The 19,411-nt window shown below is 62.0% G+C and carries 20 protein-coding genes; 12 read left to right on the plus strand and 8 right to left on the minus strand.

Annotated elements, in window-relative coordinates; translation table 11 throughout:
* The first annotated feature begins 735 nt into the window (after nt 1-735).
* Nucleotides 736-1,902, plus strand: coding sequence for a hypothetical protein (locus L810_RS47915; protein ID WP_155836487.1), 1,167 nt, complete (start codon nt 736-738; stop codon nt 1,900-1,902).
* 42 nt (nt 1,903-1,944) lie between these two features.
* Here L810_RS47915 and L810_RS41920 read toward each other — a convergent pair whose 3' ends face one another.
* Nucleotides 1,945-2,454 (minus strand): hypothetical protein, encoded by a 510-nt coding sequence (locus tag L810_RS41920; RefSeq protein ID WP_042978318.1) that lies wholly within the window; start codon nt 2,452-2,454, stop codon nt 1,945-1,947.
* 435 nt (nt 2,455-2,889) lie between these two features.
* Nucleotides 2,890-3,834 carry a LysR family transcriptional regulator gene (locus L810_RS41925; RefSeq protein WP_042978319.1) on the minus strand — a complete coding sequence of 315 codons (945 nt, stop codon included), beginning with the start codon at nt 3,832-3,834 and terminating at the stop codon, nt 2,890-2,892.
* A gap of 139 nt (nt 3,835-3,973) precedes the next feature.
* Here L810_RS41925 and L810_RS41930 point away from each other — a divergent pair, with 139 nt between their 5' ends.
* On the plus strand, nt 3,974-4,738 hold the full coding sequence (locus L810_RS41930; RefSeq protein ID WP_042978320.1) for an SDR family oxidoreductase: 765 nt from the start codon (nt 3,974-3,976) through the stop codon (nt 4,736-4,738).
* A gap of 75 nt (nt 4,739-4,813) precedes the next feature.
* Complete coding sequence (locus tag L810_RS41935; RefSeq protein ID WP_021164165.1) at nt 4,814-5,605, plus strand: SDR family NAD(P)-dependent oxidoreductase; 792 nt, start codon at nt 4,814-4,816, stop codon at nt 5,603-5,605.
* Nucleotides 5,606-5,767: 162 nt separating this feature from the next.
* Here the strand turns inward: L810_RS41935 and L810_RS41940 are convergent, their stop codons facing one another.
* The gene (locus tag L810_RS41940; RefSeq protein WP_042978321.1) at nt 5,768-6,664 is read right to left on the minus strand and encodes a helix-turn-helix transcriptional regulator; all 897 of its coding nucleotides are present in this window, start codon (nt 6,662-6,664) and stop codon (nt 5,768-5,770) included.
* Between the two features lie 73 nt (nt 6,665-6,737).
* On the opposite strand from L810_RS41940, the gene L810_RS41945 reads away from it, so the two are divergent.
* The 8 genes from L810_RS41945 (at nt 6,738) to L810_RS41965 (ending at nt 11,614) form a co-directional block, all read left to right on the plus strand.
* The gene (locus L810_RS41945; protein ID WP_021164167.1) at nt 6,738-7,235 is read left to right on the plus strand and encodes a hypothetical protein; all 498 of its coding nucleotides are present in this window, start codon (nt 6,738-6,740) and stop codon (nt 7,233-7,235) included.
* A 115-nt stretch (nt 7,236-7,350) separates the two neighbouring features.
* Complete coding sequence (locus L810_RS41950; RefSeq protein ID WP_042978322.1) at nt 7,351-7,647, plus strand: hypothetical protein; 297 nt, start codon at nt 7,351-7,353, stop codon at nt 7,645-7,647.
* Nucleotides 7,648-7,866: 219 nt separating this feature from the next.
* Nucleotides 7,867-8,208: a hypothetical protein gene (locus L810_RS41955; RefSeq protein ID WP_155836489.1), complete on the plus strand. Its 342-nt coding sequence runs from the start codon at nt 7,867-7,869 to the stop codon at nt 8,206-8,208.
* The gene (locus tag L810_RS46680; RefSeq protein WP_081712974.1) at nt 8,192-8,563 is read left to right on the plus strand and encodes a hypothetical protein; all 372 of its coding nucleotides are present in this window, start codon (nt 8,192-8,194) and stop codon (nt 8,561-8,563) included. The genes L810_RS41955 and L810_RS46680 overlap by 17 nt, the downstream gene beginning before the upstream one ends.
* A 144-nt stretch (nt 8,564-8,707) precedes the next feature.
* Nucleotides 8,708-9,328 (plus strand): HAD family hydrolase, encoded by a 621-nt coding sequence (locus tag L810_RS41960; RefSeq protein WP_042978324.1) that lies wholly within the window; start codon nt 8,708-8,710, stop codon nt 9,326-9,328.
* Nucleotides 9,329-9,513: 185 nt separating this feature from the next.
* The gene (locus tag L810_RS47920; RefSeq protein WP_155836491.1) at nt 9,514-9,921 is read left to right on the plus strand and encodes a hypothetical protein; all 408 of its coding nucleotides are present in this window, start codon (nt 9,514-9,516) and stop codon (nt 9,919-9,921) included.
* Between the two features lie 16 nt (nt 9,922-9,937).
* Nucleotides 9,938-10,345, plus strand: a complete 408-nt coding sequence (locus L810_RS47925) for a hypothetical protein (RefSeq protein WP_155836492.1) — start codon at nt 9,938-9,940, stop codon at nt 10,343-10,345.
* 267 nt (nt 10,346-10,612) lie between these two features.
* Entirely contained in the window at nt 10,613-11,614 is a 1,002-nt protein-coding gene (locus tag L810_RS41965) for a hypothetical protein (protein ID WP_042978325.1), read from the plus strand.
* Between the two features lie 185 nt (nt 11,615-11,799).
* On the opposite strand, the gene L810_RS41970 is transcribed toward L810_RS41965, so the two are convergent.
* Complete coding sequence (locus tag L810_RS41970) at nt 11,800-12,714, minus strand: alpha/beta hydrolase family protein (protein ID WP_021164171.1); 915 nt, start codon at nt 12,712-12,714, stop codon at nt 11,800-11,802.
* Nucleotides 12,715-12,857: 143 nt separating this feature from the next.
* A complete protein-coding gene (locus tag L810_RS41975) occupies nt 12,858-15,107 on the minus strand; it encodes a TonB-dependent siderophore receptor (RefSeq protein WP_021164173.1) in 2,250 nt (749 codons plus the stop codon).
* 302 nt (nt 15,108-15,409) lie between these two features.
* Here L810_RS41975 and L810_RS41980 point away from each other — a divergent pair, with 302 nt between their 5' ends.
* Entirely contained in the window at nt 15,410-16,117 is a 708-nt protein-coding gene (locus L810_RS41980) for a FadR/GntR family transcriptional regulator (RefSeq protein WP_021164174.1), read from the plus strand.
* A 42-nt stretch (nt 16,118-16,159) separates the two neighbouring features.
* On the opposite strand, the gene L810_RS41985 is transcribed toward L810_RS41980, so the two are convergent.
* The 3 genes from L810_RS41985 to L810_RS41995 all read right to left on the minus strand — a co-directional run.
* Nucleotides 16,160-17,182, minus strand: coding sequence for a methyltransferase (locus L810_RS41985; RefSeq protein ID WP_021164175.1), 1,023 nt, complete (start codon nt 17,180-17,182; stop codon nt 16,160-16,162).
* Nucleotides 17,183-17,259: 77 nt separating this feature from the next.
* Complete coding sequence (locus L810_RS41990) at nt 17,260-18,360, minus strand: 3-dehydroquinate synthase II family protein (protein WP_021164176.1); 1,101 nt, start codon at nt 18,358-18,360, stop codon at nt 17,260-17,262.
* 49 nt (nt 18,361-18,409) lie between these two features.
* Nucleotides 18,410-19,411 (minus strand): 3-dehydroquinate synthase II (locus tag L810_RS41995; RefSeq protein ID WP_042978327.1); only part of this gene is annotated, 1,002 nt, incomplete at its 5' end.

Consider the following 19,411-nt stretch of genomic DNA (forward strand, 5'->3'; position numbering starts at 1 on the left):
CGGGGGCGTTATAGCTCATGGTCGATGTTCCAAATCAGGCGGTGAATGAGGCGCGCCACGGGGCCGATACGGCAAAACCGGCCAGCTCCGGGCGGCGAGGTGACCCATCCTAATGCCGTGCGAGCCGGTTTCCATTGTCATATTCGGCCCACCTGGTGACAAAATCGGCCACGGGATGAGGGGGCGGGGGCGGAAGCGGCAGGCTGGGTGCGGGTTTGGGCGGGGTCGGGTTTGGGCGGGAATGGCGAGCTGGCGGCTGGTTGGACGGGGTGATCGGTGGGCCGGGTTCGGATTCGGGTGGCGGGTGGCGGGAGCACTCCTTCCCGCCATATGCCAGCCGTCCCCGGCCAAGAGCCTCTCAATGAGGAGTAACCACGCGGTTCCATTGAAATACGGCCGCCGTCGTGCCGCCACCTTGCTGGATGTGGTTTCTTTGTTAGACCGGGATTTGGTGGGCAGAGAGGAAAACGCCAAACTCCCGGGATTCGCCAGAACAGAGGACGAAAAAATGATTCCAGCGCACATCCGATTGATTTTTCAAGTTTCACACCAGCTTGTCGTTAGGTAGAGGGAGCTTGGCATTCGCTGCGTGCGATACCCCTCACGTGAATGATACTCTCGCAGTCACAGTAGTTATTCCCGCAATTGAACGATTAGCAAAGCGCTAACGAGGATTCCGGTGGCCTATCACTTGAGCTTCCTCTTTGCCGTCTTTAACTTAAAAGGAATAAGCTCATGTGGTTTAACGGAAACGCCGAGATCTATCGATTTCAGCATATCGAGGTGAAGAGCATCACAAGTCGGATCAACTGGGGGGATAGCAGCACGCCATTCGGTCCAAGCCAAGTGATATCGCCTCTTGAGTTCGTATACGCCGCGATGCGCGCATCCATCACTGGGCCAAGGCTTGGATTGAGGGGGCATCTCGCGGGAGGTGCTTTGGCAGTATCGGCTCTGTCCTATTTGTCGAAGTGGCGACCTAGGGCAGTTTACGGGCCAGCATTTGGAGACCTGTTTTATCACGAGAACGCAAGGTATTTGAAGGATTTCGTCGGATCGACCGTAAAGGGTACCGTGGGTGCGGCGTTGACGTTCCTAGAAATGCAATCTCGAGGATATCCGTGGTTCGGTCATTGGGAAGACTGCAGCAACAGCGAGTCTACGAAGGCACATCCTGACTTCGTTTATGCGTCGAGTTTGGACGTCTGCTTGGTGGACGCTAAAGGCTCTGCGTCGAGCTTTTGGTCAGTCATGGATCGAGTGAAGGGCGAGTGGCGTGAGCAGATACTAGCGAACGCGCATATTCCACTTGCGTTTGGCGGGACCGCAACGGAGGGACGGGTCATTGCGGCCACCCTGTCTCGATCGACTGGGACTGGCTTGATTTCGGCCTATGGTCGCCTCCCTGAATTGGTTGGGCCATTGAAATTACCGCCGGCATATCTACTGCCTTACAACCCTGCACATTTTGCGGTGCAACGCGCGCACTTCATCAGCGTATTCTTTCTCCTGGGGCTGAATTCACTGGCCTTTTGTCTTCTAAATCCGTCTCAACAATCTCGGTCAAGGGCTCTTACCGAGCGTGACGACGCACTTCAAGCGGTGCAACGGTTCGTTGACGGTCATGGCGTCTATGTCGGACCCGCACGTCTGTCGTTTCAAGCGGGTTCCAACACATGGACTATGCGGCTTTATGCTCGGGAACATGTCATCAGAGATGCCTCGGACCATCTATTGCTCGATCGTCCAGAACTTGTGGAGACGCCCATGGTGCGTCAGCGCCCTCAAGCGGATCAAATTATCGTGCTTGAGGCTGAGGATGCTCCTCGGGAAGTGCTTGTCGAGAGCGCGGATGGAGTCGGAGCCATCTTTTCAAGGACAGCAACCGACGGCCAATCGTAGCTGGAACCTCGATGAGTCGTGGACGTTGAGGATTGCCTGCGTCTAACTTTTCTTCAATAGGGCCGCGTAGTAGTCGGCGATATTGTCCTCCGTCCCCTTGGTGATCCGATTGAACACCCGCCCCCATGGCCAGCAGCTGGAACCGGTGGTAGTTCGCAAACCCGGGAATCGACTTTCGCCGAGGGTGACCATACCCCATTCGCCACCATGATTGCGGCGATACACCTCTCCGACGTAACTTCCATAGGCTTTCGCAAATGACATGACTTGCTCGTCCGTTGGTTTGGGACTAGTGCTGACGTAGGATGAACTCATTTGCGCCAAGACCTTTTCGACACTTACAATACTCGCGTCCGACCAGTCGAGTTTTATTCCAAACTGTTTCGCGGAGAAGTCAACGGCGTCTAGCGAGTAGGCTTCCGCGATTTTCTGGATTTTTGCATCAGGAGAAAAGGTCTGGCCGGACGGGGTTTCTGCCAACGCAACTCCACCGCGAACGCAAGCCATCAGGGCGATCAGCGCGAACAGGAAGCGCTTTACGATTGTTTTCAATGGATTCCCACTCCAAGATAACTCTGACTCGCTACAGCGAGTCAGAGTGTTGAATGATCGCCTCGACCGATCTTATACGCCGGAGCAGCCTATAAGCAATGTGAACGGCAGCTTTCGGCAGATCTGAAGGTCCCCTTCGGGTCGGCATCAACCAGTCCGACACCACCCCAATACCACTCGACCGAGGCCAGCCAGCCGCAGACATCGGCTGGCCGCGTCGCCTGGACATTCGAATGTCCAGGCGCGAAGAGACGGCTTTCGCGCGAATTCCGTATCCATCGGACGATGGCACTCCCAGATAGTCGCCGGCAGTAGTCAAAGGCTGCCCGGGGCCGCCGTCCGAATGTCTGTGCGCCAAGGTGCAGAACAATCGCGCACGCCCTGACCCCGAACGTCCGAACATGGCTGGCGCATGTACTGGATGCGGCTGCGTCTTCAATCCGTCGCCGGCGCGGCACCTGCCCAATTTCCGTCGTTCCGGTCCCAGGGAGGCGCGCCACTGAACGCGTCGACCAGGAAATCGATCATGACGCGCACCCTGGCGCTCAGGTACCGACGGCTCGGATACAGCGCGAGAATGTCGATATCCGGCAAGCGGTACCTGGGCAACACATGCACGAGCCGGCCCTCGCCGAGATCCTTGCCGATCAGGAAAGTGGGCTGCTGGATCACGCCGTGCCCGGCAAGGGCCGCTGCACGCGCCGTATCGCCGTTGTTGGTATGCATGTGACAGTCGACCTTCACCGAATGAAGCTTGCCGCGCTCGTCGATCAGTTGCCATTCGTCGCCGGTGGACGCATACGTGTAGCCGATACAGCGGTGCCCGCTCAGCTCCGCCGGGGCTGCCGGAACGCCGAAGCGAGCCAGATAGGCCGGCGATGCGCACAGAATGTTTTGCGACGTCGCCAGCTTGCGGGCCGCATGACTGGTCGAACCGGCGCGTGAGATGCGAATGGCGAGATCGTAGCCTTCATCCACGATATCGACGACGCGGTCAATCAGTCCAACATCGAGTTCGACTCCCGGGTATTTCCGCATGAACTCGGGCCACAACGGTGCCAGATACAAAATACCGAAGCTCACGGGGGCATTGATGCGCAGCCGCCCGCGCGGCTCGACCGACGCCGACGAGACCAGCCCCTCCGTCTCGGCGACATCGTCGAGGATCGACTTGCAACGGGCGTAAAGCGTCTCGCCGCCCTCGGTAAGAGAAAGCGTACGCGACGAGCGATTCAGCAAGCGCGTGCCCAGATGCGCCTCCAGTTCATTCACATAGCGTGTGACATTGGCGGGCGACGTGCCGAGCGCATCCGCGGCGCGCGCGAAGCCCCCACGGCTCACCACCGTCACGAAAACCTCGAAGGCGCGCAGACGATCCATCATTACCTCGGTTCATTCACAAAAGCTGAATGATAGAAGCACATTTTGGTCCTTTCTACAATCAAAACTGAGGCCTATATTGCTTTCAACGCGCCAATGCATGGGGCACTGGCCGACGAAGTGCATCAGGAGATTGAAAATGCAACGCTTGAAAGGAAAAGTCGCCATCGTCACGGGCGCCAGCGCAGGGATTGGGCGTGCGACGGCAAAGCTGTTCGCGAAGGAAGGCGCCAAGGTGGTCATCGCGGCGCGGCGGGCTGCGGAACTCGAAACACTCGCCGCGGAGATCGTCAGCGAAGGCGGCGAAGCAGCATACCTGGCGGGTGACGTGCAATCGGAAGACTTTTCGAAGACGCTGGTCGCGCTCGCGGTGAGCCGGTTCGGCCGCCTGGACATTGCCTACAACAATGCCGGTACGCTCGGCGAGATGGGGCCGAGCACCGGTATTTCCGAAGCAGGCTGGAATGCCGCGCTGTCGACCAATCTGACGAGCGCCTTCCTTGGCGCGAAACACCAGATTCCGGAAATGGTGAAGCAAGGCGGTGGGTCGATCATCTTCACGTCGACGTTCGTCGGTTACTCGTTCGCGTTTCCCGGCACTGCGGCTTATGCGGCGAGCAAGGCGGGCCTGATCGGCTTGACGCAGGCACTTGCCGCCGAGTACGGCGCGCAAGGCGTGCGCGTGAACGCGGTGTTGCCGGGCGCTGTCGACACGGACATGTATCGCGGCATGAACGACACCCATGAATCGCAGGCGTTCGTCACGGGCCTGCATGCGCTCAAGCGCGTTGCAAAGCCGGAAGAGCTTGCCCGGTCGGTGCTGTATCTCGCTTCCGACGATTCGTCATTCGTGACCGGTACGGCATCACTGGTTGACGGTGGCGCGTCCATTACCCGGACCTGATCGCTCTTTGTCGGCATCCGGCTTCTACCTGCCGATGCCGCCAGTTCCACCTCACTCATGCAAAGGAAATGAATCATGGATCTGAATCTGCAAGGCAAATTCGCATTGGTCAGCGGCAGCACCGCCGGCATTGGCTTCGCTATCGCCAGGACGTTGGCGCAGGAAGGCGCGCGCGTGATCGTGAATGGCCGCTCCCAGTCATCAGTGGATGACGTGGTCGCGCAACTGAAAGCCGAGACGGGCAGCGACGTAACGGGTTTTGCGGGCGATCTCGCCACAGCCGCGGCGGCTGATGAACTGGCAACGCGTTATCCGGACGTGGAAATCCTGGTCAACAACCTGGGTATCTTCGAGCCCAAGCCGTTCGAGGAGATCCCCGACGCCGACTGGTCGCGTTTCTTCGACGTCAATGTGTTGAGCGGTGTACGCCTCGCTCGCCTGTTTCTGCCCGCGATGAAGCGTGCAGACTGGGGGCGCATCATTTTCATTTCGAGCGAAAGCGGCGTGCAGATTCCCGCCGAAATGATCCACTACGGGATGACGAAAGCCGCGCAGATTGCCGTGTCGCGCGGGCTCGCCGAAGCCGTTGCCGGCACCGGAATTACAGTCAATAGCGTGCTGCCGGGGCCGACGAAATCGCGTGGCGTGGGCGAGTTCGTGGAGGCGCTTGCAAGCGCCGAGGGCAAATCGTTTGAAGCGTTCGAACAGGAGTTCTTCGAGAAAGTCCGCCCCACATCGCTCATCAAGCGATTTGGTTCGCCGCAGGAGGTTGCGTCGCTCGTGGCCTATATCGCCAGTCCGCTTTCGGCGGCCACGACGGGAGCCGCGTTGCGAGCCGACGGGGGCGTTATAAAAAGTGCCTTTTAAAACCCCGGTCGACATTGGGTCGGGCTTTCGACAGTTGCCTCGCTCGATGTCCCGATGCGGTTGGCTGAAACGCTCCGTCTGTGGCGTCCGCGACAATCAGGCACGGGGCGGCTGTCTTGCATTCTCGCGGCGGTCTCGTTCATGGCGTCGCGGGCAGCGCCGTCATTCAGCGGGCGTGATGGATGGCTTCGCTTCTCGAGGGGCATGGCCGAAGTAGGCCTTGTAGGCACGACTGAAAGCGGCTTCCGACTCGTAACCCACCGACCGTCCAACCTCGCCCACGCGCGCGTCACCTTTCGCCAGCATGTCGCGGGCGACGCTCAAGCGCCATTCATTGCGGTAACGCAACGGCGACTTGCCAACGAGCGCATTGAAACGTTCGCAAAAGTTGGAGCGGGACATGCCCGCGACGGCAGCGAGACCATCGATCGTCAAACCACGTGGCGACTGCTTATGGATTGCCTTCAAAGCGCGGGCAATACGCTTGTCCGCCAATCCGCCCAACCAGTTCGATGCATGACCATGATGAACCCAGGCACGCAACGCACGCACCACCACGAGATCAATCATGCGGGAGACCATCAAGGCGGACCCCGCCTCGTCATTGTCCGCCTCATGCAGAAGAAACTGCATGATGTTCGGCAGCCAGTCGCATGTCTCCGCCTGGCGAAGGTGGATCATGGCGGGTAACGTCAGAAGCAGATCCGGCTGGCTCGCCGGATCAAACCAGAAGTGGCAGACGACGACGTTCGCCGGTTGGTCCAGGGCGGAAATGCGCAGGCTGCCAGGCCCGCGCGGCAACAAGAGTAGTTCGCCGGACCGAATCTCGGAAGCGCCTGCCTCATCGCCGGCAATTTGCACCACGCCTTCCATGACTGCGTACGCGTGCGCCGCCCGCGCAGACATGTCCAACTGCGCGAATGGCTGCAGCATCGACGAAAAGATGCGGTCGCCCGTCATGCGCATACGCGCAAGAACCTGGGACAGGAGATCACCGTTAGCCAGACCAGCAAGCGCCCGATCCGGAAAAATGGTCAAGTTTTTCCCAGGTTCAGTCATGTCAATTCGGGTTTCGTGAGCCTAAAGTAAGCGTCGATCACCAACGAAATCACGCAAGGCAAGGATTGAAACCATGTTTGGAATTTCGCCGCTCGGCTGGATACATACTCTCGGCAGTCTACCCGCGATCCCCATGGCCGTGTACATGTTCGCGCGTTACGGCAGGATCGTTCCGCGCTCGGTTGCCGGGAGGGTGTACTTCGTTACCATGTTGATTGGTTCCCTGACCGTGTTCGCCATAGCGCATCAAGGTATCAGCTACGGCATCGGAATCGGAGCCGTCGTGCTGTTACTGGCTGGATATGGCGTTGCGTATCTGCCTCTGCCCGGTCGAGCCGGTATCTACCTGGAAACCTTCTGTCTGACGTTGACCGCATTCGTGCTGATGGTTCCCACGGTGACCGAAACGCTGAAGCGTGTGCCCGACGGACATCCGCTGGTCAGCGATCCGAGGTCGCCACTGCTTCTCGGTGCCCAAGCCGCGCTCCTCGTCGCGCTCGTTCTGGGGTTGATCGCTCAAACGCTTTATCTTCGCAGGAAAGCGCAGGGTACCCGGTCGATGAAAATCTAGAGAACGGGCAAGAGGCGAAGCTTCCGTTGCCGTGTGAATACGACAATAGATATGTAATCCGAATGATATCGGCTTGATATTGATCCGACATCGGTGGAGTGATCGAAGCCGGCTCATGGTATCGAAAGAAGATCGCGCCACCCATTCGGATTCCGTGCGTTTTGTGGCAAGCCGCACGCTCGCGAAGGCAGTCGGGGCCAAGACAAGTCACCTCGTGCTCATTTCGCATCCGGTAGAGGCCGCGAACGTGACCCTCGATGCGACCGCCGGCCAGCGCAACGCGGGCGCCGGCAACAAGCTTGCGACGGTCAAGCCCGGTGTTCGGTCCAGTCAACCGCTCGGTGCCAACGGAGTTGGGATTGGCGTACTTCGGCACATCGACAGTGGTATTTGTCAGGCGAGCGCACGCTAAACGACCGCTTGGGAAATCTAAGCGTGGCCGCTTCGGGTCGATCTGCGCCGGTCATGCGTCACAGAGCGGCAGCCGGCCGCGTTCGGCCACGAACGGATACTCGACAGGCGGAGCTAGATTGCTGACAATTCCGTCCATCGCCGCACATCTAGGGCGACACCTTTCATACCCAGTGCAAACAACGCCTTGCTGAAAGGCATCTATAGTGCCGACCCGCCTATGAAACTCGATATGGAAACGTGGTTGATTGACGAAGGCGACCGAGTCATTCAGAAAAGATCACTCGAGGGTTTCGACAGCCTGACGTTGATCGAACGCGTCGTCTACAGCATGTGGGTCATTGACTACGCCGTTCGGAACTCCGGCACTCTCGAACCAATGAGGGAGTTGTACCCTGATGCCCCGCATGAACTCGAAGCCTTTGCTGCCTCGAACAATGCGGCGAATCTCCTCGCGTTATTGAACTTATCGTCGAACGAGAAACGATTCTGTGCCGAATACCACGAGCGATTTGATCGCGCCTGCGGCGACATAAGACACAACTTTGACCAATGCGCCTGAGTCGGTCGTTTATTGGGCTCAGATCGGCCAACTACGGTCAGTCGACGGTGGTCCTGAGATCGTCGACAATGAGGCTGCAGACGACGTGGAGATAGCAGATATGAAAAACACTCGAGAATTCTTGCTACCGTTCGGAATCGATCTCAGGGTAGAAGCCGGAAACGCAAGTATCGAATCCAACTTGCCGGAAGCACTCCCCAACTTCAGCGATCCGGTCGAAAACGGACGCATCGTAGGGGTTGTTGAAGGCGTCGAGCAATTGTTGCTTTCGCTTGCGCGTGTCGGTATCGATTTATCCAATCCGCTGTTCGCACAGGCAATCAACGATTGCGTAGCCAACCTTCAATCAGGCTGATGGGAGAATTTCCGTGTACGGCTAGTTTCATTCATTCGACAGCATCGCAGAGATCGCTGACAATCTCTCGAATATTCAGGACTTGCCTTGGCCTGCACGACGAAACCCAGGAAATAAATTTCACGTTCCGCGAAGGATACATACGTGATAAAAGCCATTTTTTTTGATTATGACGGGGTGCTGACAACGGACAAAACCGGTTCGCTCACTACGAACAGGTATCTGAGCACAGTATCCGGTGTCGAGTATGAGTCCGTTCGTAAGGCATTCGCAAAATACAATCCAGACCTGTTGGTCGGAAAGGTGACGCATACCGATATCTGGGATGCAGCTTGCAAAGCAATGCATTGCAAAGTCGATTTTTCATTGCTCGAAGAGGCATTTCAAAGCACACCCGCAAATGCCGCAATGTTTGCTCTGGCGCGCAGCCTGAAGCCAGCGTATTCTCTCGGCATCATCACCGACAACAAACGGGATCGGATCGATTCATTGAAGAAATCGCAAGGCCTCGATGCGCTGTTCAACCCGATCATCGTGTCGGCCGAGTTTGGCTCGGGGAAGGACAGTACTGCGGTTTTTGAACATGCTTTACGATGTGTTGGAATAGGCCCCGAAGAGAGTATCTTCATCGACAACAATCGAGAAAATCTGATTGCACCCAGCGCACTCGGCATGGGCACGATCTTCCACGATGACGAAAAAAACGATGTTGGGAAGCTGATCGAAACCCTCAGGAATGAGTTCAACATCCTGGAACTACAGTAGCGCGTTGAGCCATTTCGTGAGAGGCGAAGGAGCGTCCGAATGACCGCGGTTGGGACAAATACCGGTTGAATCCACCGCCAGTTTCTGACATTCGACATTGCTGGCTGAATCGTTGACAATTGCCATCGGACTCTTTCAACTTGCCTGTTCCTGATGGGATAGGTGCGCGCAACGGGAGAAGACGAATGCCGACGAACAACACGGTCGCACTCATCGTAGATCCTGATTTCGGCGCTCGTATCCAGGAAGTTGCCACGAGAGTACGGCACACTTGGGTCGTTGCTACACCCGCGAATATTGCTGTTGCCGAGCAAATCTGGAGAGCATCGCCGAACCCATCCAGGCTCAACACGGAAGGCGGCGTTACCACGTTCATTCAATATGGTGTGGATCAAGAAAGCTGGTTCGACGCAATCCTCAATTCTGTCGACGAACACCACAATTGTCACTCGTACGATCCGGGTTATTCGATCCTGGAGGTCTATGGGATAACGCTTACCGAGCGACTACGGTCCGCGCTCGTCGAGCTCGGGTTCTCGGTTTTTTCGCCCACAGATTCGGGGTTTTGCGCTCGCAAGCTGCAACCTAGTTGAGAGACCCGGGCCCAAAATGCGAAACGACAAAGACCGCGCAGCTTATTGGATTGCGTTCATTCTTGAACGCTGTCAATTTCCCAATGTCAATGCGCTAGCAGCCCAATTTGCGAATGCCAAAATCGTTGCGCTTTGTGAATGCGGGTGCAACAGTTTCGCACTGTCAATGACCACACCCGACGAGGTGCCTAGAATAGCAACTAGCGGACACGGTTACAGACTAGTGTTTGAAGCAGACTTCCGCGATCACAGTGGCTTTGAAGAGTTACAGTCGCTTGAAATCCTTTTGTTTGCCGACAATTCTGGCCATTTGAGTTATGTTGAAATCGACTACTGCGGCAACGCACTGTCAATCCCTGAACGCTTGAGCCTCGAATCCGCGCCCTATAACGTTTTCCGCGGTGCCACGCTCATCCAGGCGTAGATCGCGACTGACCTCGATTAACGTCGATTCTGGACCGCAGGTCTGCACACCGGCAAAGTCCGCTTTCGGCGATGATGAACGTAGCTCCAGGGTCGGCAACCGTCGGCCGCATCCGTCGGTTGGCGGCCACTTTCGGACCTTCGACTTCGGTGTCTAAACCGTCACCAATCCAGGTCACGAACACTTGTTGATGACCGTCGTGGGAAATGCACACACAATCTCACGTCATCACCGCACGACGATTTGATCAGACTGGAGACATAGCTAATGACCGATCGTGCTTCCCGCCGTCAGCTCGACCTTCTAGGCTCTCCGCGCTGGCAATGGCTCGATGAACTTCTGCGTATCTGGTATGTGCGCGCCTTAGATTCAGCCGATGGCTGCTCGCCCGACGAGCTCGCCGATATCTCGGCTCGCCTCAATTTCGTAATGCCAGCCACGCTTGCGGAGTGGTTCGAACTCGTTGGCCACCGCTTAGAATCCGTTCAGGACGCCCCCGCGACGCCCCTTACGGTGCGCGTTCAGGATGGCCTAGTAAGCGTCTGGACGGAGAACCAAGCTGTATGGACGCTGCTCGTGGGCGCCGGAAACGATCCGATGTGCCAGATCGATAGTTCCGATTTCTGCTTTCCAGCTACTCCTTTGAGCCAAGCATTGCACGGGATGACGCTTAGCGACACGTTAGTGGGCGCTTGGGATGGCAATGGTCGGGGACCACTAGGTGACTTGGCGTCATCGGTCGTCGGAGGCGTAATCGAGGACGCTACGGACGATGAGGTGGCTCGTGTCCTGAGTGCTTTCCCCCAACTAAAAGTCCCAGGCAATCCGTTCTATAACGTCCCGCCCTATGGGGACGGCACGACGATACTTCGTGACGGGATTGGCTTGGAGTGGGCGGTGGCTACGGCAGAGGCATTCGAGCACATTGATGCGCTGGTCCCGCTCGAACCTCCCGGCGGCCGCTATCGGGTGAGCCTTGAGCTCCCTACGGCAGTCGCGCGCCAGGTCGGGCTGATCGGACGTAGTGCTATCCCGGATCTTAATGCCATCCATTTGCCCTCTGAACTTGCGAGGCCGGCGACGGGGAGCGTCAGCCAGCTTTCGGCTTCATTTGAGTGGGAGACCGCGCAGCCCGAAAAATGTATGTCTGCTGTTCGGAACGCGCTGCCCGAGACTGAGCGAGCGCTGGCCAAGATTACTTACAGACCAGAGCGGATTGCGCACTGGCGAACCGTCGAATCGGATGGAGGTGTTGATGATGCGCGTTGAAATCTGCCTTTCCGCCGGTTGGTAAGCAAGCCACAGCAAACGGTACGTCAGCGTCTGGGGCCGCGTCCGACCTGCCGGTCCAGGTGCAGGCGCGCGACGATATGGCGAAACCGCGAATGGCGATTGGGAGAAATTCGACTGACCGTTGAATCCACCGTCGCCAACGGCCATCCCCCCGCCCCCCCCTACTTCATCGCGACAAGCGGCTCGACAAACGCCTCGAAATGCGGCAACCAGATCGGAATCGCCTCCTTGACCGCGAACATCCCGTGCCCGTTCTTGCCGAACGGCGGCTCGACGATCATCTGCCCGTGCCCGCCCGCCGCCTGAAACGCGGCAAACCACGTCGCCACGACTTCCGGCGCGAAATACTTGTCGTTCTGCACGTAATGCCAGAGCACCGGCACGCGCGTCGTGCTCGCGAAATGCCCGATCGTGTCGGCCATCTGCCGCGGATCGCACGGCATGCCCGGATGCGTCGTCGGATTGCCCCCACGCCCGCCCGAGAAGTTCACCACCGCGACCACGCCCTGCGGCGCGTAGCTTGCCGCCGCCAGCGACGCGAAGCCGCCCGCCGATTGCCCGACCAGCACGATGCGGCTTCGATCCACCTGCGGCAAGGTCTGCGCATAGCGCACGGCCGCAAGCACATCGCGCGCGGCCTGCTGGCCGGCAGCGAGGTAATCGGGATGCCGGCACGACCCTGCATCCTCTTCGTCGACACCGCCCGTCGCACCGTACCCGCGGCGGATCGGCACGATCACCGCGAAACCGTGCTGCACGAACGTCCGGATCTGCGGCAACGCGCGGTAGCGTCCCACCTTCGGCCGGTCGCGCGGCTCGGGCGGGCTGCCGTGGCTCAGCACGATCAGCGGAAAGGGCCCGGGGCCGTCCGGCATGTAGGTCGTGGCGACGATGTCGCGTGTGTGCCCGCCTTCGTCGACCGGCACCTTGACGACGGTTTCATGCAGATCGGGGGCAATGGCGGTGTCTTCGACCGCCGTCGCCGCGCAGCCGGCGACGGAAGCGATCAACACGCCCGGGATCAGCACCCGGCACAGGTGGATGGCGATCCGGTTTCGACGAACGACGATGCTCATGGGCAATCTCTCCACGAATCCAGGGATGACGGGCGAGGCTGTGGCAATGCGTACCGCGAAGGCGACAGTGTATCCGTACGGCGCCGCAACCGGGCCGGCCGCATGCGTACACCCCGCACCGGCATCCTGATCGTCACCCGCCATCACCACCGATAACTGACATCCCCCGTCACCGACAGCCGCGTGCCGTAGAAGCACCCTCCCGCCGAAAAACACGACGACACATAAGTCCGGTCGAACAGGTTGTTCACGTGCGCCGCGACGCGCCACCCCTTCCACGCCGGCCGCTCGACACCCAGGTCGTACGACAGCCCGAGATCGAAGAGCACGACGGCCGGCACGTCGAACGTATTGACGTTGTCGCCCGCGCTGCGCCCGACATAGCGCATGCCGCCGCCCACCCTCAGCCCGCGCAGGCCCGGCCGGTCGACCGCATAGTCGAGCCACAGCGACGCCAGATGGCGCGGCACCGCCGCCACGCGCTTGCCGACGACGGCCGCGTCCGTATCGGCCTGCACCGTCGTGTCGAGATACGTGTACGCGGCGATCACGTCCAGTTGCTTCCAGACGCGCGAACGCCCTTCCAGCTCGATCCCTCGCGAACGCACCTCGCCCGTCTGCACGTTGAAGAACGGATGCTCGGGATCGGCGGTCAGCACATTGCGCTGGCGAATGTCGAACGCGGCGATCGACGCGTTCTGCAACCGGTCGGGCGACTGGTAGCGCAGCCCGACCTCGAACTGCTTCGCCTTCGTCGGCGTGAACGGCTGGCCGTCGAAGCGCGTGCCGAGCGCCGGCTCGAACGACGTCGAATAGCTCAGGTACGGCGCGAAGCCGCTGTCGAACAGGTAAACGGCCCCCGCACGCCCGGTGAACGCACGCGTGCTCTGCCGCACGCTCGCGGAGCGCAGCAGGTCGTCGGTCGTCGTGCGCGACCATTCCTCGCGCCCGCCGAGCGTGACGACCCAGCGATCCCAGCGCACCTGGTCCTGCAGGTAGACGCCGATCCGGTCGGGTGTCTGGCGCGTCTGCTGCCCGATCGGCGGCGCCGCGAACGGCTGCCCGTAATCGGGCGCACGCGTATCGAGCGGCGGCGCCGCGCCGAACCCCGACCCGACGAGGTTCGCCACCGCATGCTCGTACGACAGCCCGGCCAGCACCGTATGCTCGACCGGCCCCGTCATCACGCGCATCTCCGCCTGGTTGTCGAGCGCGAGATGGTTCACGTGCTCACGCGACCACGACAGCGAACGGTTCAGCACGCCCGGCGCCAGGTAGGGCGCGACGAAATTGACGGCCGCGCCCGCGAAGTCGACGTCGAGATGCGTATAGCGCACGTTCTGCCGGACTTTCCACGTCGAGTCGAAACGATGCTCGAACGCGTAGCCGATCATCGCCTGCGTGCGGTCGTACGTGTCGAAGCCGGGCAGCCCCGGATAGAAGCGCGTCGGTATCCGACGGCCCGCGTCGGGCCACAGCGTGCCGAGGGCCGGCAGCCAGCCCGCGAAGTTGTTGTGCGGATCGCGCTGGAACGAACCCAGCAGCGTGAAACTCGTATTGGCGTTCGGCTGCCACGTCAGCGACGGCGCGACGACGATCCGCTGCTGCCGCGAATAATCGATCTGCTCGTCCGCGCGGCGCGCGAGGCCGTCGATCCGGTAGCGCCACGTGCCGTCCTGCGTCACGGGCCCGCTGAAATCGAACGCAAGCTGCCCGCGATCGCGGTTGCCGGTCTGCACGGCGAGCAGGTGCTGCGCGTCGCGCGTCGGTCGCTTGCTGACCATGTCGACGATGCCGCCGGGGCTCGCCTGCCCGTACAGCACCGACGCCGGGCCGCGCAAGACGTCGATGCGTTCGAGCGTCCACGGATCGACGACGCTCGCGGCCCAGTTCACGCCTTTCGGCAGCGGCAGGCCGTCGAGCATCTGCGGATTGATCGCCGCCGCCGCGAACCCGCCGAAGCCGCGCAGGAACACGCTCTCGAGCACGCCACCGGGGCGCGAGTCCGCGTACGTGCCCGGCGTGTAGCGCAGGCTGTCGCCGACGCTGTGCACGTCCTGCCGGTCCATCTGCTCGCGCGTGACGACCGACAGACCCTGCGGCACCTCGACGATCGCCGTGTCGGTCTTGGTGCCCGCGCGCGACACGTCGGCCGCGATGCCGTTCACGGGGCCGACGCCCGTCTCGCGCCGCCCGTCGACGACGATCGGCGCGAGCAGCGGCGCATCCGCGGGCTCGCCCGCGTCCCGCGCATCTTGCGCGGCAGCCGAAGCGGCGATCGGCATCGTCGCCGCGCAGGCCAGTACGGCCGCCCAGCCCGGCACGCGCCGCAACGCCGCGCACGGCAACGGAAATCCAGGCCGCGCATCGCGGCCGATGTGTGATCGATTCATGTCGGGTTATCCGGAAAGCGGAGACGGGCGTCGGCGGATACGTCGCGCCCTTGGGTACGGAGACGGGCCGCTCTTGCAACGGCGACCTCGACTGAACAGCGAATGCGAATCATTTACGCCGACGCGACGCGGGTAAATGCCGGTGGACGCAATCGACGAATGTGCGGCATGCATCGATTGGCCGCAGGTTTATTCGTCTGACGTTAACAAAATGTCACGTTTGAATATCGTTATCCTGAACGACCAAATGAATGATCGGATGATAGGATAGCGACACCCTCAAGTTTCAAGCGACACACTTAATGTCAAGCCTGCCCCCGGCCACCCGACACTCGCTCGTCGATTCTGCGATCGAGATCCTCAAATCCAACATCACTTCCGGCATCTGGCGCGTCGGCCAGCGCATTCCGACCGAGCTCGATCTCGCGAAGCAGCTCGAAGTCGGCCGCAACACGGTGCGCGAGGCGGTTCGCACGCTCGCGTATTCCGGCGTGCTCGAAGTGCGCCAGGGCGACGGCACCTATGTGCGCCGCAACGTCGATCCGGCCGAAACGATGCGCAACGTCGATCGTGCCGCGCGCAGCGACCATCTCGAACTGCAATGCATGCTCGAAACGGAATGCGCGCGCTACGCGGCGCGCCGGCGCACCGACGAGGATCTCGTGACGTTGCGCAAGCTGCTGAAGGCGCGCGGCGAGCGCGAAGCGTCGCGCGACGTGAAGAAGTTCGTCGAGCGCGACCGCGCGTTTCACATCGCCGTGGCCGCCGCCTCGCACAATCACGCGCTCGAAGCGCTGTATCGCTACTTCTCGGGCTCGATCCTCGCGAACGTGGAAGACATCCTCGTCGAACTCGACGAGGCCGAGATCCCCGAGCCGGACATGCGGGCGCACCAGGCGGTGCTCGACGCGATCGAACAACGCGACGAGAACAAGGCGGTGCGCGCGACGCTCGCGATCCTCAAGCCGCAGATGACCTGGCTCGAGACGCGCGAGGCGCCCGCCGCCTGACGGGCCCCGCACGTCCGGTTTGCCCGGTTTGCCCCGTACGCGCTACGCGGCGACGGCCTCGATCACGTCGATCTGCCCGTCCGGCGCGGAGCGCAGCCCCACGGGCCGCCAGCCGGCGGCGGCGAGCAGCGCGTCGTATTCGTCCCGCGTGCGCTCGCGGCCGCTGCCCCAGCACATCATGTGGATGTCGTAGAGCTTCGAGAAATGCGCGACGCCCGGCGCCGGCACGACCCGCTCGATCACGAACACGCGCGCGCCGTCACGGGCGCTTTCGCGTGCCCGCCTGAGGATTGCCACGCATTCGTCGTCGTTCCAGTCGTGCAGGATCAGCTTCAGCAGGTAGACGTCGGCGGCCGGCACCGCGTCGAACATGTTGCCGCCCGCCTTGCTGCAGCGCGCGCTCACGCCCATCCGCTGCGCCCAGTCGTCCGCGTCGCCGTCGATCACCTCCGGCAGGTCGAACACGACACCGGTCAGCGCGCCGAACCGCCGCAGCAGGCTGCACAGCATGTGCCCCTGGCCGCCGCCGATGTCGCACGCATGCGTGCCCGGCGCGAACGTGACGTCGCGCAGCGCATCGACGACCTGTTCCGACTGCACGGTCGAGAAGCTCGACATCGCGCGCTTGAAATCGCTTCGGTAACGTTCGTTATCCTTCGCATATTCGAACGCCATCGCGCCGAACTCGCGGACGAAACCGTTCTGCTGCCCCTCGCGCACCATGTCGGGCAGGTGCGCCCAGATCGCGTAGTGCTCGGGGCCTTCCTGCAGCAGCACGAAATCGCGCAACGTACTCGCGGCATCCGCGTGCAGCAGCGCGCCCGACGCGGTGGCCCGGAAGCCGCGCCGCGGGTCCTCGTCGAGCAGCCCGAGCGCGGCGAGCGCACGCAGCAGCCGGTACAGCAGCGGTTCGTCGACGTCGAGCGTCGCCGCGAGCGCGGCCGACGAAACCGGTGCATCCGTGGTGACCGCATCGAACACGCCGAGCCGCGTGCCCGCATACAGGATCCGGCTGCGCCACCGCCCGAACAGCGTATCCAGCACCTGTTTTGCCGCATTTTCCATAAAGCACTCCTGAGCAGGGTTCGACCGCGCCGGCACGTGATGCACCGGGCGATCGCATCGTCAACGAAGCAGGCGGATCACTGCTCGTGCAGGAATTCCCGGATCGGGTAGCCGACATGGCGCTGCGCATCGAGCGTATAGCCGAGGATGCGGTCGCCGCGCTTGAGCTCCGTGATGTTGTGCACGCTGCCTTTCGGCCCGAGCACGCGCACGTGCCAGTCGTCCTGCGCAATGATGTTGATCGCGCGATTCGCGGCATTCTTCGCCTCGATCAGCAGCAGCGGCCGCGTCTCGACCTTCGCGCGCCCGACCACGACGCGGCGTGCCTTGCCCTGCACGTTGACGGCCAGGATCTCCGCGCCCGATTCGAGCTCGGCGAGGTAGCGGGTGCGGTTGTCCGGCGCGACGACATACGAATGGAGCGCGGCCGCGTTCACGCGGAACGGGCGCGTCGGCATGTACGGCAGCGGGTGCGTCTCGCTGCTGATCAGGATCATGCCGGTCGAATACGAACCCACGAGGATGCCCTCGTCCTGCTCGAAGCGCGAGCAGGTGTCGACGCAGACGCGCTCGCCCGGCCCCAGGTGCGTGAGCCCGACGATCTCGATTTCCTCGAGCTGCAGATCCTCGACCGTGTCGCTGCAGATCGACACGAGCTGCGTGGCCTGCCCGACCTGCGTCGGCGTGAGCAGCACGCCTTCGGGGCCGCGCTGCAGCACGTTCAGCGTCACTTCGGCATCCTCCAGGTCGGCGACGACGGTGATCAGCTCGCCCGCCGCGCGATCGGCGGCCGCCAGCAGGATCTCGAGCGGGATCTTGCTCGGGTCCTGCAGGAATTCGACGAGCAGCCACGGCGTGGACACCGACAGCTCGCACGCGCGCGTGAGCGTCGCCTCGCCCGTCACTTCGATGAACACGCCGAGCTCGACGCCGTCCGGCACCGCGAAATCGACCGGCAGTCCGTCCTTCACGAGGACGATCTGCACCTGCTCGAGCAGCGCGGCATCGGCCGGCTGCCGATCGACGACCGCGACCTTGCACGCGCTCGGCGGCAGCCGCCCGGCCTGCTCCGCATCCTTCACGACGAATGCGGACACGCCGACATGCAGCGCTTCCTCGGTGATCTCGTCCGCGAGCTCGCCGATGTTGCGCAGGTCAATCCAGGAAAGCTTCTTCAAGGCCAATCTCCTTCGAAGGGGATAAAGCAGGTTGAATGACAGGGTGAAACTAGCGACTGACGGAAACGGCCGAACGCGACGCGGCGGCCCGCATCCGGCAATCCACCCAGCCGGCGCCCGGCTCGTAGCCGGCCAGCCGGACGCCGGGCGCGACATCGGCGAGCCCGACGGCCGTGCCGCCGTCGGTCCGGAACCGCACCGCGCGGTCGCCGCGCAGCACGACACGCGTGCTCGCGCCGGATGCGCTGCGCGTGTGCAACGCGACGAGCGGCGCGGATTCGATCCGCACGCGGCCGACCACGATCGCGCGCGTGTCGCCCGCCGCGCCGACCGTCAGGATCCGCTCGCCCGAACGCAGCAGCGAAAGCTGGCGCGCGCGGTCGCCGCCGCAGAACACGAACGATTCGGCCGAGCCGGCGTCGATGCCGAACACGAGCGGCCGGCCCGGCGGGTGCGCGGCGCCGGCCGCGACGACGAGCAGCATGCTGGTCGCGCTCGCGCCGGCCAGCACGCACTCTTCGCCGTCGAGCTGCGAACAGCCGTCGATCACCGCATGCAGCCCGACGCCGAGCGGCTCGACGCGCTGCACCTCGAATGTCTTCAGCTTCAGCGGCTCGCGCGAGCGCAGCTCGCCGCACGCGGCCAGCACGCCGCGCAACGCGGCCGCATCGCGCGGTGCGAACGCGATGTCGACCGGCGACTGCGCATGCTTGCGCGCGAGGTAGGCCGCGCCGTGCGGATCGGCGAGCGACACGACGATGCGGCACGCGGTGTCGCGGACACCCTCGAGCAGGCGCTCGAGCGGCATCGTGGTCGCGAGCGCGTAGTCGAGCAGGACGAGCGCGTGCCGCGCGATCGCGGCGCGCGCGGCATCGAAATCGGCCGCGCCGTCGATCCTCACGCGAACGCCCGCGAGCGGCGCATGCGCATCGTCGACCAGCGTCGCGACGCCCGCCGTCGAAACGGTCAATAGCGCCGCCGCGCCGGCCGCGCACGGTTCGCGCCCGGCCTCGGCCACCACGACGCGGCGCGCGCCGGCCCTCGCCGCGTC

It is taken from the genome of Burkholderia sp. AU4i, from assembly GCF_000466765.1.
Taxonomy (GTDB): Bacteria; Pseudomonadota; Gammaproteobacteria; order Burkholderiales; family Burkholderiaceae; genus Burkholderia; species Burkholderia cepacia.

Coding starts and splice junctions, on each gene's coding strand:
- L810_RS47915 (WP_155836487.1), top strand. CDS start 736: ATGTGGTTTAACGGAAACGCCGAGATCTATCGATTTCAGCATATCGAG.
- L810_RS41925 (WP_042978319.1), bottom strand. CDS start 3,834: ATGGATCGTCTGCGCGCCTTCGAGGTTTTCGTGACGGTGGTGAGCCGT.
- L810_RS41930 (WP_042978320.1), top strand. CDS start 3,974: ATGCAACGCTTGAAAGGAAAAGTCGCCATCGTCACGGGCGCCAGCGCA.
- L810_RS41935 (WP_021164165.1), top strand. CDS start 4,814: ATGGATCTGAATCTGCAAGGCAAATTCGCATTGGTCAGCGGCAGCACC.
- L810_RS41940 (WP_042978321.1), bottom strand. CDS start 6,664: ATGACTGAACCTGGGAAAAACTTGACCATTTTTCCGGATCGGGCGCTT.
- L810_RS41945 (WP_021164167.1), top strand. CDS start 6,738: ATGTTTGGAATTTCGCCGCTCGGCTGGATACATACTCTCGGCAGTCTA.
- L810_RS41950 (WP_042978322.1), top strand. CDS start 7,351: ATGGTATCGAAAGAAGATCGCGCCACCCATTCGGATTCCGTGCGTTTT.
- L810_RS41955 (WP_155836489.1), top strand. CDS start 7,867: ATGAAACTCGATATGGAAACGTGGTTGATTGACGAAGGCGACCGAGTC.
- L810_RS47920 (WP_155836491.1), top strand. CDS start 9,514: ATGCCGACGAACAACACGGTCGCACTCATCGTAGATCCTGATTTCGGC.
- L810_RS47925 (WP_155836492.1), top strand. CDS start 9,938: ATGCGAAACGACAAAGACCGCGCAGCTTATTGGATTGCGTTCATTCTT.
- L810_RS41965 (WP_042978325.1), top strand. CDS start 10,613: ATGACCGATCGTGCTTCCCGCCGTCAGCTCGACCTTCTAGGCTCTCCG.
- L810_RS41970 (WP_021164171.1), bottom strand. CDS start 12,714: ATGAGCATCGTCGTTCGTCGAAACCGGATCGCCATCCACCTGTGCCGG.
- L810_RS41975 (WP_021164173.1), bottom strand. CDS start 15,107: ATGAATCGATCACACATCGGCCGCGATGCGCGGCCTGGATTTCCGTTG.
- L810_RS41980 (WP_021164174.1), top strand. CDS start 15,410: ATGTCAAGCCTGCCCCCGGCCACCCGACACTCGCTCGTCGATTCTGCG.
- L810_RS41985 (WP_021164175.1), bottom strand. CDS start 17,182: ATGGAAAATGCGGCAAAACAGGTGCTGGATACGCTGTTCGGGCGGTGG.